We start from the raw sequence: 20,643 nt of genomic DNA on the forward strand, positions 1-20,643 counted from the left end.
GCCTCCTAGTCAGGGTCGCTCGAGGTCGATGCGGACGTCGAGACCGGTGATGTCGTCCCGAGCGGCGAGCTGGGTGACCAGCGCGCCGAGCGGGGAGAGCTCGCGGACCGGGAGTGTGTCGCGGGGTGCGGCGTGCACCTCGGCGATGTCCTCGGGTCGTGCGAAGAGGGCGAAGAAGAGGTCGTCGTCGCTCGCGCCGGCGGGGAGATCGCGCCGGATGGCAGGCAGCATCTCCTCGGCGTAGCCGGGCATGGGGTCGACGGTCGGCCGGTCGCCGAGGATCCGGTCGAGGACCTCGGGGTCGATCGGTCCGGGTGGATCGCCGAAGGCGCCGGAGGCGTAGTCGCGCAGATCCGCGGGCACGGTGTGGAAGCGCTGGCCGTCGAGGACGTTGAGCATCGCCTGCACGCCCACGAGCTGGCTGAAGGGGGTGACCATGCCGGGGCAGCCGAGATCGACGCGCACGCGGGCGGCCTCCTCGAGCACCTCGGGCAGACGGTCCAGCAGGCCGAGCGATTCGAGCTGGCCGACATAGTGCGACATCATCCCGCCAGGGATCTGGTGGCCGGTGTACTCGCGGTAGGTGCGCTCGTCGTAGGCGATGTCGTGGCGCTGGGGCTTGCCGTAGGCATAGGCCACGTAGCGGAAGTAGCTGTCCATCCACGCGATCTCGTCCAGGTCGAGGTCGACTCCGACACCCGCGTGCTGAGCGAGGTCGACCACGTCGGCGGTCGCCGGCACCGAGTTGCTGCCGGCGAGCGGCCGGGCCGCGCTGGACAGTGCGCGCACGCCGACGCGGAGCGCCTCGGCGTAGCAGTCGAGGGCGAGGCCGGTCTGGTCGTGGACGTTGAACTCGAGATCGAGGCCCGGGGCCGCCGAGCGGATGGCCTCGACGAGTGGAGCGACGCGCTCGGGGCGCAGGACCCCGCAGGCGTCGTAGAGCAGGATGGCCGATGCGCCGTAACTGGCGTACTCCTTGGCCTTGGTGGCGAAGTACTCGTCCGTATGGACCGGTGACTCGGAGAAGGTGAGGCAGGCGGAGGTGTGCAGGCCGAGGCGTGCGCCCTCGCGAATATGGTGCTCGACATTGCGGGTGTCGTTGAGCGCATCGAAGACCTCGAACTCGTCCAGGCCCATGCTCGCCAGGTGCTCGAGGCAGAAGGTCACGACATCGTCGGCGTAGCGCGTCCAGCCGAAGAGATTGCGGCTGCGCACGAGGATGGTGCTGGGGGTCGCGCCCATGAGCTGACGCAGGAGTCGGAACCGGTCGAGAGGGTTCTCGCGCAGGAAGCTGATGGCGACCTCGAAGCCGACTCCGCTGAGCAGATTCGACCGCGCGAAGCCGGCGGCGGCCGCGTGCGGGGCGGCGGGCAGCATGTCGCGGGTGCGCAGGCGGTTGGCCCACAGCGACTGGGGCCCGTCGCGGAAGGTCTCGTCGGCGATCTTGAGGCTCATGGTGCTCAGGCCTCGGTGTCGATGCGCACGAGGGTCTGCCCGAACTCCACCAGTTCGCCGTCCTCGACGCCCACGGCGACGACCACTCCGGCGACTCCGGCGCGGACGGTGTTCATGAGCTTCATGACCTCGACGATCCCGATGACATCGTCGGCGGTGACCCGCTGGCCTACCTCGACGAAGGGGTCCGCGCCGGGGCTGGGGGCCCGGTAGAAGACGCCGGCGATCGGCGCGTCGACCGTCTGGCCGGGTGCGGTGTCATCCTCGGCCTGTCCCGAGGCGGGGGCCGTGGGGGTGGGTTCCGCCGTGGGGGCGGGTGTGGCTGGGGCGGCGGTCGGGGTCGCGGATACCGGAGCGGAGGCCACTGCCGGAGCCGCGGGGACGGAGTCGACTCCGCGGCGGATCTTCAGGCGCAGGCCGCCGTCGCGGAAGTCGATCGTGGTCGGCAGGTCCGAACCGTCCAGGACGCCCAGCAGCTCGACGACGGTGTCGAAGGTCAGGGCGGGGGTTGGTCGCGCCGCGGCCTGCTCGCTCATGGACGTCCTCTCGTTCGGTGCGGTCCGGGCAGTGCCGCCCGGGAAGGAGTGATGACGATCACGTTAGAATCAACAGCTTGTCGTGTCAAGAGACAGACTGTTGCGTAAGTCAAGAAGGTGTCGTCGTGGGAGGGTCGAGGCGGAAGAAGGGCAGGACCCACTCGCCGACGCGCGTGGGGGCCAGTCGGCAGGTGCCGCCGGCCCGCGGCGTCGCCCCCTCGGTCAGCAGGTGGGTCAGCATGACCGCTCCCTCGTTCAGCCGCACGAGCCCGACGTAGTACGGCGCGACGGCGGACCACGGCTGCTGTCCGGGGCGGTGCACCAGGGAGTGGGTGACGATCGTGGCGGTCCCCGAGGCCTCCTCCCACGCCAGCGCATCGGACCAGCACCGCGTGCAGCGCCGTCGCGGATGGCCCTGCGCCAGCCCACAGCTCGTGCATCGTTGGACGAGCAGGTGGCCATCGGCGATCGCGTCCCAGAAGGGCTGTGACTCGCCGGTGGGGGTCGGGGGAGCCACCCGCAACTCGGCGAACTCGTCGGGGCGGGTGATCCGCGCGCTCAGCTCGCTCATGAGGTCCCTCCCAGGACGAGTGCGGTGGCTTCGCTGAGGGTCGCGCCGTTGCCGGTGACCAGGGACAGCCGGGGGTCGGCGACCTGGCGCTGGCCGGCCTCGCCGCGTACCTGGCGCACGCCTTCGAGCAGATGCGACATCGGTCCGGCGAGACCGCACTGGCTGAAGCCGAGCTGCCCGCCGTGGGTGTTGACCGGATAGTCCCCCGTGGGGGAGAAGTCGTGATCGCGGAGCCAGCTGCCGAAGGTGCCAGGCCGGCAGAGCCCGAGATCCTCCAGCGTGACGCCGACGACGATGGTGTAGCAGTCGTAGAGCTGCAGGGTGCCCAGATCGCCCAGGTCGGCTCCGCTGCGCTCCATCGCCTGCCGCATCGCGAGTCGCAGCGGTCCCGAGGTCACCGATGGCGCACCGCTGAGCGCGCGATGGGTGACGTACTCGCCGGCGCCGAGCAGGTCGGCGCCGGCCCGCCCGAGCCGACGGGCCCGTTCGGGCGATACCACCACGAAGGCCGCCGCTCCTGCCGCCTCCATCACCGCCTCCAGCCGGTGGATGGGCGCGCTGATCATCGGCGAGGCGAGGACGTCCTCGACGGTGATGGGCTGGCCATGGAAGATCGCCGCCGGGTTGAGCTGGGCATTGGCGCGGGCGCGGACGGCGATCTCCGCGAGGTCCTCGGCCCGGGTGCCGTAGAGGTCCATATGGGCCTGCGCGATCATCGCGTAGGTCGTGTTGGCGCCGCTGGCGCCGAAGGGCACGTCGAACTCGCGGATGGGATTGCGGTTCTTGGCGCTCGGGAAGGCGCCGGGTCGGGCGGCTCCGCCGACGCAGAGGACGGCCTCGCACATGCCGGCTCGGATGGCCGCGGCCGCGCGCCAGGCCATGCCCGCGGCACTCGCGCCGCCGAGGTCGACCACATTGGCCATCGTCGGTCGCAGCCCCAGGTATTCCGCCGTGGCCGCGGGCACGTGCTGGGGGGTCTCGCCGAGCTGCACGCCGACGAGCAGGCCGTCGATATCGGCCGGCTCCAGCCAGGCGTCGGCGACGGCCTGAGCGGCGGCATCGGCCATCAGCCCCAGCGAGGTCTCGGTGGTCGTGCGCCGTTGGGGGGTCAGCTCTCCGATCCCGATGATCGTTCCGAGGGGGTCGGCAAGGCGTCCCATGGAGGTCCTTTCGAGGGGGTGAGGGCAGGCTCGAGCCGCCCGAGGGAGGAGTCCCCCGGGCCGGCTCGAGTCTCGGATCAGTCCTGCGCGGGCTGCAACGAGTGACGCGGCGACATGTAGGTCAGGACCTCGCCGTCCAGGACGATCTGTCCGTCGCTGCGGGTGACGGTCTGGCGGAGCTTGGCGATCGGCTTGTCGTGACGGACCTCGAGGACCTCGACCCGCGAGGTGACCTCGTCGGGGATGTAGACCGGCGCCACGAAGCGCCAGTTGACGCTGAGGAAGACGCTGCCCGGTCCGGGGAGATCCTCGGCGCCGACCTCGCTGATGGCACCGATGATCAGCCCGCCGTGGGAGATGCGGCCCTCGAACATGGTGGAGTCGGCGACGAATTCGTCGTCGAAGTGCAGGGGGTTGTAGTCGCCGCTCGCCTGGGCGAAGGCGTCGACATCCGCCTGGGTGATGGTGCGGGTCCGCTCGGCCGTCTCGCCGACCTCGGGCGCCTTGCCCCGGAAGGTCGTGTTCCAGACCGAGTTGTTCTCGTCGTACATGTGCGTGCCTTCTCTCCTGGTGGTGGATGGACGGAAGTGCTCAGGACCGGTGGGCCAGGGCGGCGAATGCCTCGAGGCTCTCGGGGTTCTGCAGCGCGCCGGCGGTGGCGACATCGGTGATCGCGGCGCCCTCGAGGATGCGCTTGACCGGGACCTCGAGCTTCTTGCCGGTGAGATTGCGGGGGACGGCGCGGACGGCGTGGATCTCATCGGGGAGATGGCGCGGTGAGAGCTGGGACTTGATCGCCGCCTTGATCGCCGCGACGAGGGTGTCGTCGAGCTCCTGATCGTTCTCGGGCACCACGAAGAGCAGCAGTCGGCCGCCTTCGCCGGGCGTGGGCTCCACGTGCACCACCAAGGAGTCGGCGATGCCGTCGAGGACATCGAGGACCTCGTAGAACTCCGCCGTGCCGAGCCGTACCCCGTCGCGGTTCAGGGTCGCATCGGAGCGTCCCGAGATGGCGCAGGAGCCGTCGGGCCAGAAGGTGATCCAGTCGCCGTGGCGCCAGATCCCGTCGAAGTCGGCGAAGTAGGCCGCGCGGTACCGGGACCGATCGTCATCGCCCCAGAAACCGACCGGCATCGAGGGCATCGGCTTGGTGACCACCAGCTCGCCTTGGCAGCCGATGACCGGTGTGCCGTCGGCATCCACCGCGGCGACCGCGACACCCGGATAGGCCGAGGCCATCCGCCCCGTCCGTACCGGCTGGGCGGGGGAGTCGCCGACGAAGCCGGAGCAGATGTCGGTGCCTCCCGATCCGGCCATCAGACGTACGTCGTCGGAGACCGCGGCGCACCCCCAGTCGGCCAGGTCGGGGGCGCAGGCCGTGCCGGTGACGCCGAGCTGCAGCAGGTGGGTGAGATCGACATGCTCGCGCGGCACGTATCCCGCCCGGCGGCACAGCTGCAGGAATCCCGGGGAGGTGCCGAAGTGGGTGATGCGGGCGTCCTCGGCCAGCCGCCAGAGGGCACCGACGTCCGGGGACGTCGGATTCACATCGCTCATGACGACGGCACCGCCGAGGCCGAGCGAGGAGATGACGAGATTCCACATCATCCAGCTGGTCGTGGTCTGCCAGAAGGCCCGGTCGCCGGGCTGGACGTCGTGGGCGAAGGCCAGGGACTTGAGGTGTTCGAGCGTGATGCCGCCATGGCCGTGCACGATCGCCTTCGGCAGACCGGTCGTGCCGGACGAGAACAGCACGTAGAGGGGATGGGCGAAGTGCACCCGCTCGAAGGCGAGCTCGGCGGCCTCGCCCCAGTCCTCCCACTGCAGATCGGCTCCGGGGACCGGCTCGGACCCCGGCAGATAGGGCAGCACGACCAACTGCTCGACCGAGTCGAGGGCGTCCACGATGTGCCGGACCTCGCGGTCGCGACGGATCGGCTTGTCGCCGAACAGGTAGCCGTCGATCGCCACGACGACCTTGGGCTCGATCTGGCTCCAGCGGTCGATGACGCTCTGGGTGCCGAACTCCGGCGCGCAGGAGGTGAAGACGGCCCCGAGGCTCGCGGTGGCGAGGAAGAGGATCAGCGTCTCGGGGACATTGGGGAGATAGGCGGCGACCCGGTCGCCCCTGGTGACTCCGAGTGCGGACAGGCCCGAGCGGACCCGGGCGACCTCGCGGCGCAGCTCGGCGACGGTCAGCCGGGTATCGGGCCGGCTGTCCGATCGCCCGAAGAGCGCGAGGTCGTCGTCGCCCAGGCCGGGCAGGGTGAGCATCCGCTCGGCGTAGTTGAGCTCGGCCCCGGGGAACCAGTCCGGGCAGAAGACCTGATCGGCCTGGTCCGGGGTCAGCGCGATGTGACCGCGGCCGGGGAGCTCGAAGTAGTCCCACAGGCTCGACCAGAAGGCCGGCCCCTCGTCGACCGACCACCGCAGCAGCTGGTCATAGTCGGCGAGGTCGATCCCGCGCTCGGTGGCCAGCCAGCGCCGGTAGGCGTCGACGGCACTCGTGCGGCGGGCGTCGTCGGGATGCCAGAGCACCCGGGGCTGGCTGGGTGCCTCGGCGATCTCAGTCATGGATGGTGTCTTCCTTTCGCTCGTCCGCGGTGGCGGCCGTTCAGACGCGCTCGATGACGATCGACATGCCTTGGCCGCCGGCGACGCACATGGTTGCCAGGCCGGTCTGCTGGTCGCGGGTCTCGAGGGAGTTCAGCAGGGTGGTGACCAGGCGGGTGCCCGTCATGGCGAAGGGGTGCCCGATGGCGATGGCGCCGCCGTGCACGTTCAAGCGGTCGTCGGGGACCTTGAGTTCGTCGGCGCAGGGGATCGCCTGGGCGGCGAAGGCCTCGTTCAGCTCGACGAGGTCGATATCGCTCATCGTCATCGAGGCCTTGGCCAGGGCCTTCTCGCTGGCGCCGATGGGGGCCAGGCCCATGATCTCGGGGGAGATGGCGTGCGCGGCGCTGGCAACGATGCGGGCCCGCGGGGTGATGCCGAGCTCGCGGGCGCGGGACTCCCGCATGACGATGATGCTGGCTGCGCCGTCATTCAGCGGGCAGGCATTGCCGGCGGTCACGGTGCCGTCCTCGCGGAAGACCGGTCGTAGCGCCGACAGCTTGTCGAGCGTGGTGCCGGGGCGGGGGGACTCGTCGGCCTCGATCAGTCGTCCCTCGCCGTCGCGCACCGGGGTGACGTCGGTGGCGAAGAAGCCGGCCTCGCGGGCCGCCTCTGCCTTTTGCTGGGACCAGAGCGCGAACTCGTCCTGTGCGCGGCGGGACACCCCTTTCAGGCCGGCGACATTCTCCGCAGTCCGCCCCATCTCCATGTAGACCTGCGGCATCCGTCCATCGACGCGTGGATCGCTCCAGGTCTCGTGCTCGCGGGCACGCGCCGCCGCATCGGGCTCCTCGAAGGCGGGATGGCGCCAGCTGCCGCCGACGAGCTCCTGGGCCTCGGCCGGGAGGTAGTCGCTCGTCCCGCGCCGATGGCGGCTCTCCAGCTCGAGTCCGGCGGTGATGAAGGCATCGCCGTCACCGGCGAGGATCGAGTGATGCGCCATCCGGAGCACCTGGATGGAGGCCGAGCAGTAGCGCGTGAGGGTGAGGGCGGGGACGTCGTCGAGCCCCATCATCACGGCGATCACACGGGCGATGTTGTTGCCGTGCTCGCCCCCTGGCTGGCCGCATCCGAGGAGGAGGTCGTCCACGGTGGCGGGATCGAGCTCGGGCACTTGATCGAGAGCGGCCCGGATGATCTGTCGGGCGAGGTCCTCGGGGCGCAGGTTCGCGAAGGCGCCCTTGTAAGCGCGTCCCATGGGGGAGCGTGCGGCGGCGACGATCACCGCATGGTCGTCGGCTCGGTCAGTCATCGGCGGGCTTCCTCCTGAACGGACGCGGGAGCGCCAACGTGACGGCGGTCACGCGCTCTACGCAACATAGTGCCGAGTGAATCATCAGCATGTCAATAGAGTCTCGCTCCGCGGCTGCCGGATCAGGCGCGGACATGTCGCAGGCTGTTCGCCATGAAGCCGCCGTCGACCACCAGATCCTGACCGCACACATAGGACGATGCATCGGAAGCGAGGTAGACGACGGCCCCGGCGATGTCCTCGGGCTCGCACATCCGGCCGACGGGGGCGTCGGCGGCGAAGGACTGCACGAGCTTCGGGGCGTTCACCGTCAGCGGGGTGGCGACGAAGCCCGGCGAGACGGAGTTGACCCGCACGCCGCGGGGCCCGAGCTCGTCGGCGGCCGCCAGGGTCATGCCGCGTACCGCCCACTTGGAGGCGGCATAGGAGAAGGCCCGATAGCCGGTGTAGGCGGTGAACGAGGCGATGTTGACGATCGCGCCGCCACCTGTCTCAGTCATCAGCTGCGCGCCGTGCTTCATCCCGAGGAAGACCCCGGTCTGGTTGACGGCGATGACGCGTTCCCAGTTCTCGAGGTCGGTGTCGAGCACACCCTCACGGTGGGTGATGCCGGCGTTGTTCACCAGCACGTCGAGTCCGCCCGCCCGCTCGCGCGTCTCCTCGAGCACGGAGCGCCAGGAGGGCTCGTCCGCGACATCGAGTCGTGTCGCGAAGGCCTCGGCCCCGAGATCGCGCAGCTCCTGCAGGAGCGGGGCGTCGTGGTCGACCTCGATATCGGCCACGATCACCATGGCCGCTCCTTCTGCTGCCGCCAGGCGTGCGGTGGCGGCGCCGATGCCGCCTCGTCCGCCGGTCACCAGGACGCGGCGCCCCTCGAGTCGGTTGCTGCCGGTGACGGTGCTGTCGCTCATCGGATCATCCCTTCGACGATGTCGGTGCCGAGGTCTTGGGAGGCGTAGTGCCGGCGGGTGGCCTCGAGCTTGGAGAACACGTCTTCCACGCCGACGGGGTTGCCGTCGGTGTCGACGTAGATATAGGCGCCCGACACGTGGAAGAGCGTGCGCATCTCCTCGCAGTCCTCGGGGACCTCGAGGGTGTGGATGTCGCCGGGTGGCTCGAAGGCGTAGCTGTTCGTCTCTGCCCACCAGTCGTGCTCGAGATAGTGCCAGCGGCCGGCGAGGGTGATCGCGTGTACGGGACCGGCGTGCCGGTGGCGCGACAGGATGCCCGAGCGCCGCACGCGCAGGATGTTGACCCAGTAGCCCTGCGTGACGTTCAGCAAGAGGGGCCGGAAGTGCACGCCCGGTGCCTGCGGCACCCAGAGCCGCTCGTCGATCTCGTCGTCGAGGACGCCGGGGACGACGAGGTCCTCGACCACCCCGGGCAACGGTGGCCCCGCATAGGGTGTGGCGAGCTGATCGGGTGCGGCGGTCGGCGACATGTTTCTCCTTCGGCGGATTGACACCTTGACGATCTACTCATCAGGGTGTTGTCTGTGTCCTGCGTCACTCATATCACAGGAGTGGCCCGGAGTGGAAGGAAGCGGCGATGTATTACCACGAGGCACTGGCCCAAGCCCTGCACGATCAGCAGGTGACGGACATGTTCGGCGTCCTGGGCGACGCCAACTTGTTCTTCGTCGAACGATGGGCCCGCGACGGCGGGCGCTACGTGGCGTGTGCGCACGAGGGCTCCGCCGTGCTGGCGGCGACCGGTTACGCCTCCACCTCCGGCGGGGTCGGCATCGCCACGATCACCCACGGTCCGGCGCTCACGAACGCCGTCACGGCACTCGTCGACGCGAGCCGCGCGCGGATGCCGATCGTGGTCCTCGCCGGGGACACCGACCCGGCGGCTCGTGGACATCTGCAGGACATCGACCAGGCGAGCGTCGTCGCCGTCACCGGGGCGGCCTTCGAGCGGGCCAGCAGTCCCGAGACGGTCACCGAGGACCTCGCGCGAGCCCTGTGGCGGGCGCGCGCCGAGTCCAGGCCGGTGGTGCTGAATCTGCCCATCACCTTCCAGTGGCAGCAGATCGAGGAACCCACGTCCGCGCCGCTGGTGACCGAGGTGCGGCGGCCCCGGCCCCACCCGGACGACCTCGAGGACGTCGCCGCCGCGCTCGTCAACGCCCAGCGCCCGATCGTGCTGGGTGGCCGGGGTGCGCGAGATGCGCGCGACGAGCTGGTGGCGCTGGCTGAACGGCTCGGTGCGCCCCTCGCCACCACGCTGCGGGGCAAGGGCCTCTTCGCCGGGCACCCGCATGATCTCGGGATCTTCGGCACCCTCGCGCACCCGGTGGCCCTCGGGGCGATCGACCGCGCCGACCTCGTGGTGTCCTTCGGGGCGGGGCTGAACCAGTTCACCACCGCTGAGGGCGGGCTGATCGAGGGCAAGCGGGTCATCCAGGTCGATGCCGACCCCGCCCGGCACCGGCGACGGAATGCCACGGACATCGCGGTGGCTGCCGATGCAGCCCACACCGCGACCGACCTGCTGACGCTGCTCGATGAGATCGGCCACCGCCCCTCCGGCTTCGCCGACGACGCTCTGGCGACGGCCCTGAAGAGCCCGCGGCCACCGTTGCCCGCTCCTCTCGGTGACCGGGTCGAGCTCGTCGCGGCGCTGCGGCGCCTCGATGACGCCTTCCCGCGGGATCGGACCCTCGTCATCGATGACGGGCGTTTCATCCTGACCGCCTATGCCGAGCTCGGAGCTCCGCACCCGAAGGCCTATGTCCACACCTGCAGCTTCGCCTCGATCGGACTGGGGCTGGCCAATGCCATCGGCGCGCAGGCGGGCGCCCCCGATCGGCCGGCCCTCGCGGTGGTCGGTGACGGCGGGTTCATGAGCGCCGGTCTCAATGAGCTCAACACGGCCGTCCGCCACGGCCAGCAGCTGGTCGTGGTCGTCGTGAACGACCGTGCGTACGGGGCGGAGCACATCCAGCTCGTGCAGCGTCAGATGGATCCTCAGATCACCTGTTTCGACTGGCCCGATTTCGCGGAAGCTGCGTCGGCGCTCGGGGCCCGGGGCATCTCGGTCCGCACGATGGCGGACCTGGAAGTCGCCCTCGAGGAGGTCGCGCAGCCCGCGGGTGTGGTCCTCATCGACCTCGTGGTCGATCCCCACGACGTACCGGGGGCCTTCGTCTGATGGCTGGAATCTCAGTGGAAATTCGAGTGTTCAAGAAAAATCATTGACAGGGTGGCGATTCACCCAACAAGATGTTGTCTAAGACGTCGGCGTGATCCACGTCACGCCCCATCTCTCGAGGAAACGGAGCCCTCATGGCCTCAGTTGCCCACACCGCGCCGAGCGCGGCACCCACCGCCGGAGCTCACGCGATCTCCATCGAGGGCGCCGCCAAGATCTACCGGGTCAGCGGCGGCGCTCCCGTCGAGGCCCTGCGCCCGACGCACCTGGACCTGCAACCGGGTGAGTTCGTCAGCCTGGTCGGACCGAGCGGCTGTGGCAAGACCACGCTGCTCAAGCTCATCTCCGGGCTCGATGACATCACCAGCGGCCGTGTGGCCGTCGGCGACCGTATCGTCACCAAGCCGGACCCGTCGGTCTCCGTGGTGTTCCAGCGTCCCGCCTTGCTGAAGTGGTACACGGTCGAGCAGAACGTGCTGCTGCCGGCGAAGGTCGCTGGAACGCTCACCAAGGAGGTGCGTCAGCGCGCGATCGACCTGCTCGACTTCATCGGTCTCGGCGACTTCCGCCACCGGTACCCCTCGGAGCTCTCCGGAGGCATGCAGCAGCGCACCGCGATCGTCCGTGCCCTTGCCGGTGAACCGCAGGTGCTGTTGATGGATGAGCCCTTCTCGGCCCTGGACGAGTTCACCCGCGAGGTCCTGCACGACGAGCTGCTGCGCCTCTGGTCCGAGCACCCCAAGACGGTCATCTTCGTGACGCACAACATCGCGGAGGCGGTGTACCTGTCCGATCGCGTCGCCGTCATGGCTCCACGCCCCGGCCGCATCGAGCAGATCGTCGACATCGAGCTCGACCGCCCGCGCACGCCTGAGCTACGCACCGATCCCCGCTTCTTCGAGCTGGTCTCCGATATCCGGTCCTGCTTCCATCAGGCCGGTGCACTGGGAGGGAACGACTGATGACTGCCACCGTCACCGACACCGCCACCGGCGAAGAGCCTGCCGAGGTGCGTCCGATCGATCAGCGTCCCCCGCGTGAAGGCAGCGCCTGGCGACGGTTCTCGTCCTCCATGGGCCTGCGACTCGTCGTTCCGGTCGTCCTCGGCCTGCTCTGGTGGTTCACGACGAGCCGTGGCATGGTCTCGGCCCTGATCGTCCCCGAACCTGCCGCCGTCTGGAACGCGCTGAAGGTCTATCTCCTGGACGGCGCCTGGAATGCCGATATCTGGTCGAGTGTGCGCGGTACGCTCTGGAGCTTCATCGTCGGCCTCGTGCTCGGCATCGTCGGCGGCGCGCTGATGGCCTTCATCGCCTCACTGAAGACGGCCGTCTACCCCTATGTACTGGCCTTCCAGGCCTTTCCGAAGATCGCCATCGCGCCGCTCTTCGTGGTCTGGCTCGGTTACGGTGATGTCCCCAAGGTCATCATCGGCGCCTCGCTGGCCTTCTTCCCGGTCATCTCCGCCACCATGGCGGGTCTGCTGGACGTCGACCCGGACGAGCACGCGCTCATGCGCAGTATCGGTGCCTCCAGGCGCCAGGAACTGCGGCACCTGCGCCTTCCGCGCGCGATGTCCTATGTCTTCCCCTCCCTGGACGTCGCCGTCGTCGGTGCGCTCCTGGGCGTGATCACGGTCGAGATCGTCGGCACCGAGTACGGGCTCGGCCGAGTGATCACCGAACGAGCGGCCTATGGCGACTCCGCGGCGGTGTACGCGGTCCTCATCATCCTGGCAGCTCTCGGCGCGGCCCTCCACGTGGTGGTGGGCCTCGCACACAAGGCGATGCCTCGGTCCATCGTCCCCAAGTAACCCTCCGCCCTCTGTCCCCTCTCCCTTCTGCCCTCCCTCGACCCCCGGCGTGAGGCTCGGCCTCGTCATGGGTTCGTACTGCCCATCTAAGGAGAATCATGTTCACATCCCCCCTCGGTCAGCGGCGGTTCCGCCGTGCCGCGGCCTCAGCGGCGGCGCTCCTCATCGGCGCGTCGATGCTGGCAGCCTGCGGTGGCGGCGCCGGTGCCGGCGACGACGGCGAGACGGTGGCGCTCAGCGGCGTCAACGGCGACCCGACCAATGGCCCCTCCGGCGCGCCCTTCGGTGCGATCCAGATCGCCGAGGGGTGGGACGAGGCCGACGGCTACAAGCTGAAGTGGGATGTCGCGCAGAGTGCCACCGCCGGCATGCAGCTGATGGCCGCGGGCAGCGTCGACATCGCCCAGGGCGCGACCCCGAACGGTTACGCGGCCGCTCACCTCGACGACAGCATCCGCGTCATCGGCTTCCTCAACGGACCCAACTACCTGCTGACGGTGCCCGAGGACAGCGACATCGCGAAGCCCGAGGATCTGGCCGGCAAGACCATCGGCGTGATGACCCTCGGATCGTCCTCGCACCTGATGGCTCAGGGCGCGGTCAAGGCCGCCGGTCTCGATCCCGATGACGTCACCTATCTCCCGGTCGCCATCGGCGCGCCGATGGCCGAGGCACTCAACTCCGGCAAGATCGACGTGTTGGTGGGTTGGGAAGGCATGTGGCAGAGCATCTCGGCGATCGCCGACACCCCGCTCAAGCGCCTCGACACCCGGCTGACCGAGCTGTACGGGCAGATGCTGCTCACCACGACCACGGATGCGATCGAGAACAAGCGCGATGCGTTGGTGGCCTATCTGCGTAACTTCTACCGCGGTTGCGCTCTCGCGGCGGACGATCCCGAGCGGGCCGTCGAGGATCACTGGGACGTGTTCGGCAATGTGGCGCCGCCGGCGGCCGAGCGCGACGATCGCGTCGTGGAGTACGCCGAGTGGAACGAGGACTTCTACAAGACCTGCATCGAACCGAGCCCGTCCACCGGCACGATCGGCTCGCTGTCGCAGGAGGAGCTGGAGGAGACCTACCAGTTCTTCCTGGACAACGGCATCGTCGAGGATCCGATCGATCTCGACACCGTCGTCGATCTGTCACTGGTCGAGGAGGCCATGGACGGCTTCGACGTGGCGGACTACGACAGCTGATCGACTCCGTCGAGGGCGTGGGATCGTCGACGCGACCCCACGCCCTCGGCACGTCCGAGGAGGACCATGACCACCGTGCCCACCGATCTGCTCGTCGCCGGACAGCCGGTCGAGACCGCTGATCGATTCGAGGTCGTCGACCCGGCAACCCTCGAGGTCATCGCCGAGGTCGCCGATGCCGGACCGCGTGATGCCGCGGCCGCTGTCGAGACGGCCGGCTCGGCCTTCGCCTCCTGGGCAGCGACGAGTCCGCGTCAGCGTTCGCTCATCCTGAGCGAGGCGCACCGCCTGATGCTGGATGAGGCCGAGCACGGGGCGCGTCTCATCGTGCGCGAGAACGGCAAGGCGTGGAGCGATGCCTACGGCGAGATCGTCTATGCCGCCGAGTTCTTCCGCTGGTTCGCCGAGGAGACGGTGCGGGTCCGGGGGGACTTCCGCTCCGCACCCGCTGGCGACAAGACCATCATCGTGGACCACCGCCCGGTCGGGATCGCTTATCTGGTGACCCCCTGGAACTTCCCCGCCGCCATGGCCACCCGCAAGCTCGCCCCGGCGCTGGCCGCCGGGTGTCCCTGCGTGCTCAAGCCGGCCGCCGAGACACCGCTGACCGCGCTGTGGATCGGAGACGTCCTGCGTCGGGCGGGGGTGCCCGACGGGGTCGTCAGTGTCCTGCCGACGACGGATCCGGCGAGGCTGACCACCGCGATCCTGGCCGACCCACGGGTTACCGCGTTGTCCTTCACGGGGTCGACCGGCGTCGGCACCGCGCTGCTGGCCGCCGCGGCTCCCAGAGTCCTGCGCACCTCGATGGAGCTGGGCGGCAATGCGCCCTTCCTGGTGCTCGAGGGGACCGATGTCGAGGAGGCGGTCGAGGTCGCGATGGTCGCCAAGATGCGCAACGGCGGCAGCGCCTGCACGGCCGCCAATCGCTTCTATGTCCATGCCTCCCTCGCGGGCCCCTTCGCGCGGGCCTTCACCGAGGCGCTCGGCCGCTTGCGCATCGGTCCCGGCCTCGACACCAGCCATGACGTCGGTGCGATGGTCTCGGCCGCCGAGCGTGACAAGGTGCGGGAGCTGGTGGAACGGGGAGCGGCCGAGGGCGGTTCGGTCACGGTGGCCGGGTCGGCACCGGAGAGCGGCACCTTCCTCGCCCCGCACGTCGTCACCGGGGTCGAGCACGGGGGGACCTTGACCCGGACCGAGATCTTCGGGCCGGTGGCGCCGATCGTGTCCTTCGAGGATCTCGATGATGCCGTCGCGATGGCGAATGACGTCCCGGTCGGACTGCTCTCCTATGTGCTGGCGGGTGACCCGGGCACGGGGTTGCGCGTCGCCCGGCGGCTCGAGTCGGGCATGGTCGCGGTCAACCGAGGCGTGGTCTCCGACCCGGCCGCCCCCTTCGGGGGCGTCAAGGAGTCCGGCCTCGGCCGCGAGGGCGGTTTCGAGGGCATCCACGAGTTCTTGGAGTCGCGGTACATCGCCGCCGACCTCTGATCACCGACGAGACCAGGAGGAGCACCATGCACTACCACGATTCACAGGACCACCGGCACACGCGCGATCTGCTGCAGGAGGCACCTGTCGCGGCCAAGGCGTTCACGGAGTTCGACCAGGCGGTGTTCGGCGAGACCGATGCGTTGCCGGCCCTGACCAAGGAGCTCATCGCGATCGGCGTCGCCGCCACCACCCAGTGCCCGTACTGCATGGAGGCCCATGTGTCGGCGGCGAAGCGGGCCGGAGCCACCCGCGCGCAGGTCGCGGAAGCGGTCATGGTGGCGGCCGCTCTCCGCGCCGGTGGCGCCTTCACCCATGGGTGGCTCGCGATGAAGGCCTACGGCGACTGAACCGGTTGAGTGTGGGAGGTGCCCCACGCTCAACGGGTGCCGTATGCCGTTCAGGTCTGGTCTTCGAGGGACTCGGCGGCGCGGGCGATATTGCGCTGCATGCCGCCGAAGACGATCCCGTGGAAGGGGTAGATCGACCACCAGTAGAGGTGGCCGAGGAGGCCCTTGGGGTGGAAGATCGCGCGGTGGTGGAAGGTCGTGGTGCCGCCATCGGCCTGCCCGACCCGCATCTCGAGCCAGGCGAGTCCCGGCAGCTTCATCTCGGCGCGCAACCGGACGAAGGCGTGGCCGTCGGTCTCCTCGACCCGCCAGAAGTCGACCGCATCGCCGACCCGCATCCGGGCGCTGTCACGGCGGCCGCGGCGAAGCCCGGGCCCGCCGAGGAAGCGGTCCACGAGACCGCGCACCTCCCACGCGAGCGACCACGAGTACCAGCCGTTGTCGCCGCCGATCCCGTCGATCACCTGCCACAGGTGCTCGGGTGAGGCGTGCACCTCGCGGGTGCGTTCGTCGGTGTACAGCGTCCCGCCCGACCAGTCCGGGTCCGACGGCAGCGGCTCGCTCGGTGCACCCGCGGTGGCCGCCGACGACCAGCGCGTCGGCACGTCGAGATCGCGGACGCGGGTGAGGGCCAGTTCGACCGACCGGTCGAAGCCGACGAGTCCCTCGGGAGGGTCGGGGATGTAGTCGGCGATGTCGTGCTCGCTCGCGACGACGGTGTTGCGCAGGCTCTCCACGAGGGGCCGGGCGAGAGCGGCGGGTACGGGGGTGACGAGTCCGACCCAGTGGCTCGACCACCACGGTGACAGCACCGGTACGGGCAGCACTCGCCGTCGTGGCAACTCGGCGACGTGGGCGTACCGCTGCATCATCTCCAGGTAGGTGAGGACGTCGGGACCGCCGATGTCGAAGCGTCGGTTGACGTCGTCGGGGAGGTCCGCGCTCTTGGTCAGATAGCGGAGCACATCGCGAACCGCGATGGGCTGGATGCGGGTGTGCACCCACCGGGGCGTCACCATCACCGGCAGTCGCTCGGTCAGGTAGCGCAGCATCTCGAAGGAGGCCGATCCCGAGCCGATCACGACGCCCGCCTGGAGCACCGCGGTCGGGACACCGGAGTCGAGCAGCGTCTGCGCCACCTGCGTCCGCGATCGCAGATGCTCGGACAGTTCCTCGTCCTTCGGCACCATCCCGCTCAGGTAGACGATGCGGCGTACCCCGGCATCCTGGGCGGCATCGGCGAAGGTCTGCGCGATCTGCTGTTCGGCGTCGGCGAAGCCACTGCCCGTCCCGATCGAGTGCAGGAGATAGTAGGCGACGTCGACGTCCTCGAGGGCCCGGCGCACGTCGTCCGCCTCGGTGGCGTCGCCCTGGGCGATCTCGACCTGGTCGGACCACTCGCGGGCTCTGGCCTTGGCCTCGTCGCGGACCAGGACGCGGACGTCGTGGCCTGTCTCGAGGAGCTGGGGAACGAGCCGTCCGCCGATGTAGCCGGTCGCTCCGGTCACCAGGCTGCGTGTCATCTAGCCAGTCTGAGTCAGGGGACGAGACTCCGCTCGTCGCGAGTGGAGAGGGTGAGGACCACCTCGGTCACATTGTCGTGCGCTTCCAGCTCGGCCTCGAGTCCGCGCAGCCGCTCCGCGACCTGGTGTTCGGGGCGGTCGCCGGTGATGTCGACAGCGGCCACGATGAACAGCTGCGCGGGTCCCACGTACTCGATGTGCAGATAGGTGACCCGGTCGACCGAGGGATGGTCCAGCAGCTCGCGGAGCACCTGCACGCGGGTCGACGTCGCGACCCGCTGGCCGCGTAAGAACTCGCTGTTGCGGGTGATGAGGAAGACCGCGACGAGGCCCAGCAGCACGCCGATCAGGATGGATCCCGCCGCGTCCCAGATCGCGTCTCCGGTGATCTGGTGCAGCGCGAGCCCACCGGCCGCGAGGAGGAGGCCGAGCAGCGCCGCGGCGTCCTCGGCGAAGACCGCCCGCAAGGTGGGGTTGGAGGTCCGGCTGACATAGGAGAGGGTGCGCATCTTCATCCGCTCGCCGCCGCGGCTCGCCTGTCGCAGCGCCTGGACGAAGGAGGTTCCCTCCAGGACGAAGGCGATCGCCAGGACGACGTAGGCGATGGTGTAGTCGGCCTCGGCCTCCTCGGCGGTCAGCTGCTGGATGCCGTGCATGATCGACACGACCGAGCCGATGGTGAACAGGCCGAAGGCGGCGAACATCGACCAGATATAGGTCTCGCGGCCGTAACCGTAGGGATGCTGGCGGTCGCGGCGGCGTGATCCTCGTTTCTCCGCGACGAGGAGGAAGATCTCGTTGCCGGTATCGGCCCAGGAATGCGCTGCCTCGGCGACCATCGAGGCCGAGCCGGTGATCGCGGCGGCGATCGACTTCGCGATCGCGACCACGAGGTTCGCGGTGAACGCGATGACGACGGTCAGCAGGCTCCCAGCGGGCACCTGTTCATCGTGCCACGATCAGCCGCCCCCGCCGGGTGAGCTGCACGGCGTGACTCATCACCCATCCCTGCCGAGGGCGGTGAGTAGGCGTCCATCTGCGAGCCGGGGCGGTGAGTAGGCGTCCGGAAGGACGTTGTCGCGCCGCCCTGGTGGACGGGGACGAGGCGGCGACCGAGGATGTGACCTTGTGTTAGCTATCGCAACCGCCGAGTCACATCCTTCGTGCCCTTGTCGGGAAAGATGCGACTCTGCGGCGGCTATGACGACCACGAAGTCACATCCTTCGTCGCACCGGCCGGCCGTACCCCGCGGAGGAGTCCATCCTGTGGGACAGTGCCGTCATGAGCGACGAGTCGAATCTGCGCAGTATCCACCTCTCACGCACGGCCCAGGGTCGTTACCGCATCGAGAACGTCCGCGGCGGAGTGCTGGAGATCGGGCACGGCGAGGACGCCGACTTCACACCGGTCGAGCTGCTGCTCGCCGCGATCGCCGGCTGCACCGCGATCGATGTCGACTTCCTCACCACCAAGAAGAGCGAGCCCTCGCGTTTCGACGTGTCGGCCTCGGGGATCAAGGTCTCCGACGCCGACGGCAACCGCCTCGAGGACATCGCCGTCGGCTTCGACGTCACCTTCCCCGACGACGAAGCGGGCCGGCAGATGACCGAGCGCCTGCCCACCGCCGTCGAGCGATCCCACGACCGGCTCTGCACCGTCTCGCGCACGGTCGAGCTCGGCACACCGGTCGTGACCGGTCTCAACGTCTGAGCACCTCCGCGAAGAGCGCGATGGAATCGTCGACCGCCGCCTGCGCCGTGGTCGACACCATCCCCATGTCGAGGAACCCGTGGATGAGCCCGTCGTAGCGACGGAGGATCACCGGCACCCCGGCCTTCTCCAGGGCGGCGGCATAGGCCTCTCCCTCGTCGCGGAGAGGATCGAACTCGGCCGTGAGCACGACCGCGGGAGCGAGGCCGTCGAGACTGTCGGCCCGCAGCGGCGCGTAGTGCGGATCCTCGACCGGGGGCGTGCCCGGGGCGTACTGCTCCACGAACCACGCCATCGTCGGCGCGTCGAGGAAGTAGCCGTGCGCGTTCTCGGCGCGGGAGGGGTAGTCCGCTGCGGGATCGGAGTCCACCGCCGGGTAGATGAGGAACTGCGCGGTGACCGCCGGCACACGCTGCGCGGCGATCGCGGCGAGGTTCCCGCCGGCGCTGTCCCCGGCCACCCCGAAGCGATCGTCGCCGCCGTACTCGTCGAGGCGCGCCGCGAGGTACTCGGCCGTTGCCACGGTGTCATCGGCCGCGGCCGGGAAAGGATGCTCCGGCGCGAGTCGGTAGTCGAGGGACACGACCACGGCTTCAGCGCCGCGGCAGATCGCCCGGGCCGCGTTGTCGTGGGTGTCGAGATCGCCGACCACCCAGCCGCCACCATGAAGGAACAGCACGGTCGGCACGGGGCCGGAGGTCTCCGGTCGGTAGACGCGTGCCGGCCGGTCGGCGATCACCGTCTCCTCGACGGAACCGACGGGAATGACCTGATCGGGCGTGCGGGCGTCGACGGTCAGCGCCCTCATCGCCGCACGGGCACCGTCCACGCCGAGCTCGGGCATCGACGGAGTCGTCTCGAGGAGCTCGAGCAGCCCCCTCAGCTGGGGATCGACGGGCATCAGAGCCTCCTCGTCGGGTCCGCGCCGACGGCACCCTTGGCCTCGACCCAGAAGTCCAACGCGAGGTCCTCCTCACTGCCGCCGTTGAGATAGACGGAGAAGTCGGTGACCCCCTCGGCCTCGAGGACGTCGTCGTCGATGAAGAAATTGCCCGTGACCTCGCGGGCCGGCTTGGTGAGGATCGCGTAGGCGGCATCGGCCATGATCTGCGGTGTCCGCGACGATGTCTCCAGTCCCGGACCCACCACATTGCGCACGGCGGCGGTGTCGATGGCGGTGCGCGGCCACAGCGAGTTGGCCGCGATCCCGTCGGCGCGCAGTTCCTCGGAGAGCCCGAGCGTCACCAGGCTCATGCCGTACTTCGCGATCGCGTAACCGGTGTACTGCCCGAACCACTTTGGATCGGTCAGCAGCGGCGGGGAGAGCGTCAGGATGTGCGGATTGGCCGAGGCGCGCAGGTGTTCGATGCAGAGCTTCGACAGCAGGAACGCCCCACGGCTGTTGATCTGCGTCATCAGGTCGTACTTCTTCATCGACAGGTCCTCGGTGCGCGAGAGATCGATGGCGCTCGCATTGTTGACGACGAGATCGATGCCGCCGAATCGCTCGACGGTCTGGGCGACGGCATCGGTGACGAAGGCGTCGTCGCGGATATCGCCGACGAGGGGAAGCGCGTGACCGCCCGCCTCCTCGATCGCCTGAGCGGCGGTATAGATGGTGCCGGGGAGCTGGGGATGGGGCTCGGCGGACTTGGCCAGCAGGGCCACATTCGCGCCGTCGCGCGCCGCTCGGACGGCGATCGCCTCACCGATACCACGGCTGCCGCCGGACATGATCATCGTCGTACCTGCCAGGGACATCGAGAACCTCCACTGCGTCGGATGTCTCCCCATCATGGCCTATTCTCGG

General features: G+C 69.4%; 20 protein-coding genes. 7 read left to right on the forward strand and 13 right to left on the reverse strand.

Features of this window, described 5'->3' with window-relative positions; translation table 11 throughout:
- Positions 1 to 9: 9 nt before the first annotated feature.
- The 9 genes from JL108_RS08385 to JL108_RS08425 all read right to left on the reverse strand — a co-directional run bounded on the left by JL108_RS08385 (position 10) and on the right by JL108_RS08425 (position 9,028).
- The gene (locus JL108_RS08385; RefSeq protein WP_205197863.1) at positions 10 to 1,455 is read right to left on the reverse strand and encodes a hypothetical protein; all 1,446 of its coding nucleotides are present in this window, start codon (positions 1,453 to 1,455) and stop codon (positions 10 to 12) included.
- 5 nt (positions 1,456 to 1,460) lie between these two features.
- Positions 1,461 to 1,991 (reverse strand): acetyl-CoA carboxylase biotin carboxyl carrier protein, encoded by a 531-nt coding sequence (accB, locus tag JL108_RS08390; RefSeq protein WP_205197864.1) that lies wholly within the window; start codon positions 1,989 to 1,991, stop codon positions 1,461 to 1,463.
- A gap of 109 nt (positions 1,992 to 2,100) precedes the next feature.
- The gene (locus tag JL108_RS08395) at positions 2,101 to 2,562 is read right to left on the reverse strand and encodes a Zn-ribbon domain-containing OB-fold protein (protein ID WP_205197865.1); all 462 of its coding nucleotides are present in this window, start codon (positions 2,560 to 2,562) and stop codon (positions 2,101 to 2,103) included.
- Positions 2,559 to 3,722 carry a thiolase family protein gene (locus JL108_RS08400; protein WP_205197866.1) on the reverse strand — a complete coding sequence of 388 codons (1,164 nt, stop codon included), beginning with the start codon at positions 3,720 to 3,722 and terminating at the stop codon, positions 2,559 to 2,561. The genes JL108_RS08395 and JL108_RS08400 overlap by 4 nt, the downstream gene beginning before the upstream one ends.
- 77 nt (positions 3,723 to 3,799) lie before the next feature.
- Positions 3,800 to 4,273 (reverse strand): MaoC family dehydratase, encoded by a 474-nt coding sequence (locus JL108_RS08405; protein ID WP_205197867.1) that lies wholly within the window; start codon positions 4,271 to 4,273, stop codon positions 3,800 to 3,802.
- Positions 4,274 to 4,313: 40 nt separating this feature from the next.
- Entirely contained in the window at positions 4,314 to 6,296 is a 1,983-nt protein-coding gene (locus JL108_RS08410) for an acetoacetate--CoA ligase (protein WP_205197868.1), read from the reverse strand.
- 40 nt (positions 6,297 to 6,336) lie between these two features.
- Positions 6,337 to 7,587, reverse strand: coding sequence for an acetyl-CoA C-acetyltransferase (locus tag JL108_RS08415; RefSeq protein WP_205197869.1), 1,251 nt, complete (start codon positions 7,585 to 7,587; stop codon positions 6,337 to 6,339).
- Between the two features lie 122 nt (positions 7,588 to 7,709).
- Positions 7,710 to 8,498: an SDR family NAD(P)-dependent oxidoreductase gene (locus tag JL108_RS08420; RefSeq protein WP_205197870.1), complete on the reverse strand. Its 789-nt coding sequence runs from the start codon at positions 8,496 to 8,498 to the stop codon at positions 7,710 to 7,712.
- Complete coding sequence (locus tag JL108_RS08425) at positions 8,495 to 9,028, reverse strand: 2,4'-dihydroxyacetophenone dioxygenase family protein (RefSeq protein WP_205197871.1); 534 nt, start codon at positions 9,026 to 9,028, stop codon at positions 8,495 to 8,497. The genes JL108_RS08420 and JL108_RS08425 overlap by 4 nt, the downstream gene beginning before the upstream one ends.
- 107 nt (positions 9,029 to 9,135) lie before the next feature.
- Between JL108_RS08425 and JL108_RS08430 the strand changes: the two genes are divergently transcribed.
- From JL108_RS08430 to JL108_RS08455, 6 genes are all read left to right on the forward strand, one after another.
- On the forward strand, positions 9,136 to 10,743 hold the full coding sequence (locus JL108_RS08430; RefSeq protein WP_205197872.1) for a thiamine pyrophosphate-binding protein: 1,608 nt from the start codon (positions 9,136 to 9,138) through the stop codon (positions 10,741 to 10,743).
- Between the two features lie 134 nt (positions 10,744 to 10,877).
- Positions 10,878 to 11,705, forward strand: coding sequence for an ABC transporter ATP-binding protein (locus JL108_RS08435; RefSeq protein WP_205197873.1), 828 nt, complete (start codon positions 10,878 to 10,880; stop codon positions 11,703 to 11,705).
- Complete coding sequence (locus JL108_RS08440) at positions 11,705 to 12,556, forward strand: ABC transporter permease (RefSeq protein ID WP_205197874.1); 852 nt, start codon at positions 11,705 to 11,707, stop codon at positions 12,554 to 12,556. The genes JL108_RS08435 and JL108_RS08440 overlap by 1 nt, the downstream gene beginning before the upstream one ends.
- Before the next feature lie 98 nt (positions 12,557 to 12,654).
- Positions 12,655 to 13,755, forward strand: a complete 1,101-nt coding sequence (locus JL108_RS08445; protein WP_205197875.1) for an ABC transporter substrate-binding protein — start codon at positions 12,655 to 12,657, stop codon at positions 13,753 to 13,755.
- A 66-nt stretch (positions 13,756 to 13,821) separates the two neighbouring features.
- Positions 13,822 to 15,249, forward strand: a complete 1,428-nt coding sequence (locus JL108_RS08450) for an NAD-dependent succinate-semialdehyde dehydrogenase (RefSeq protein WP_205197876.1) — start codon at positions 13,822 to 13,824, stop codon at positions 15,247 to 15,249.
- A gap of 26 nt (positions 15,250 to 15,275) precedes the next feature.
- Positions 15,276 to 15,599, forward strand: coding sequence for a carboxymuconolactone decarboxylase family protein (locus tag JL108_RS08455; protein WP_205197877.1), 324 nt, complete (start codon positions 15,276 to 15,278; stop codon positions 15,597 to 15,599).
- A 50-nt stretch (positions 15,600 to 15,649) separates the two neighbouring features.
- On the opposite strand, the gene JL108_RS08460 is transcribed toward JL108_RS08455, so the two are convergent.
- Both JL108_RS08460 and JL108_RS08465 read right to left on the reverse strand, forming a co-directional pair.
- On the reverse strand, positions 15,650 to 17,122 hold the full coding sequence (locus JL108_RS08460; RefSeq protein ID WP_205197878.1) for an SDR family oxidoreductase: 1,473 nt from the start codon (positions 17,120 to 17,122) through the stop codon (positions 15,650 to 15,652).
- A gap of 14 nt (positions 17,123 to 17,136) precedes the next feature.
- Positions 17,137 to 18,063: a cation diffusion facilitator family transporter gene (locus JL108_RS08465; RefSeq protein ID WP_307837223.1), complete on the reverse strand. Its 927-nt coding sequence runs from the start codon at positions 18,061 to 18,063 to the stop codon at positions 17,137 to 17,139.
- Between the two features lie 341 nt (positions 18,064 to 18,404).
- Between JL108_RS08465 and JL108_RS08470 the strand changes: the two genes are divergently transcribed.
- Entirely contained in the window at positions 18,405 to 18,833 is a 429-nt protein-coding gene (locus JL108_RS08470) for an OsmC family protein (RefSeq protein WP_205197879.1), read from the forward strand.
- Here JL108_RS08470 and JL108_RS08475 read toward each other — a convergent pair.
- Entirely contained in the window at positions 18,823 to 19,734 is a 912-nt protein-coding gene (locus JL108_RS08475) for an alpha/beta hydrolase (RefSeq protein ID WP_205197880.1), read from the reverse strand. The genes JL108_RS08470 and JL108_RS08475 overlap by 11 nt on opposite strands.
- Positions 19,734 to 20,594 carry an NAD(P)-dependent oxidoreductase gene (locus JL108_RS08480; RefSeq protein WP_205197881.1) on the reverse strand — a complete coding sequence of 287 codons (861 nt, stop codon included), beginning with the start codon at positions 20,592 to 20,594 and terminating at the stop codon, positions 19,734 to 19,736. The genes JL108_RS08475 and JL108_RS08480 overlap by 1 nt, the downstream gene beginning before the upstream one ends.
- Positions 20,595 to 20,643: the final 49 nt, after the last annotated feature.

Source organism: Aeromicrobium sp. YIM 150415 (genome assembly GCF_016918125.1).
Lineage (GTDB): Bacteria > Actinomycetota > Actinomycetes > Propionibacteriales > Nocardioidaceae > Aeromicrobium > Aeromicrobium piscarium.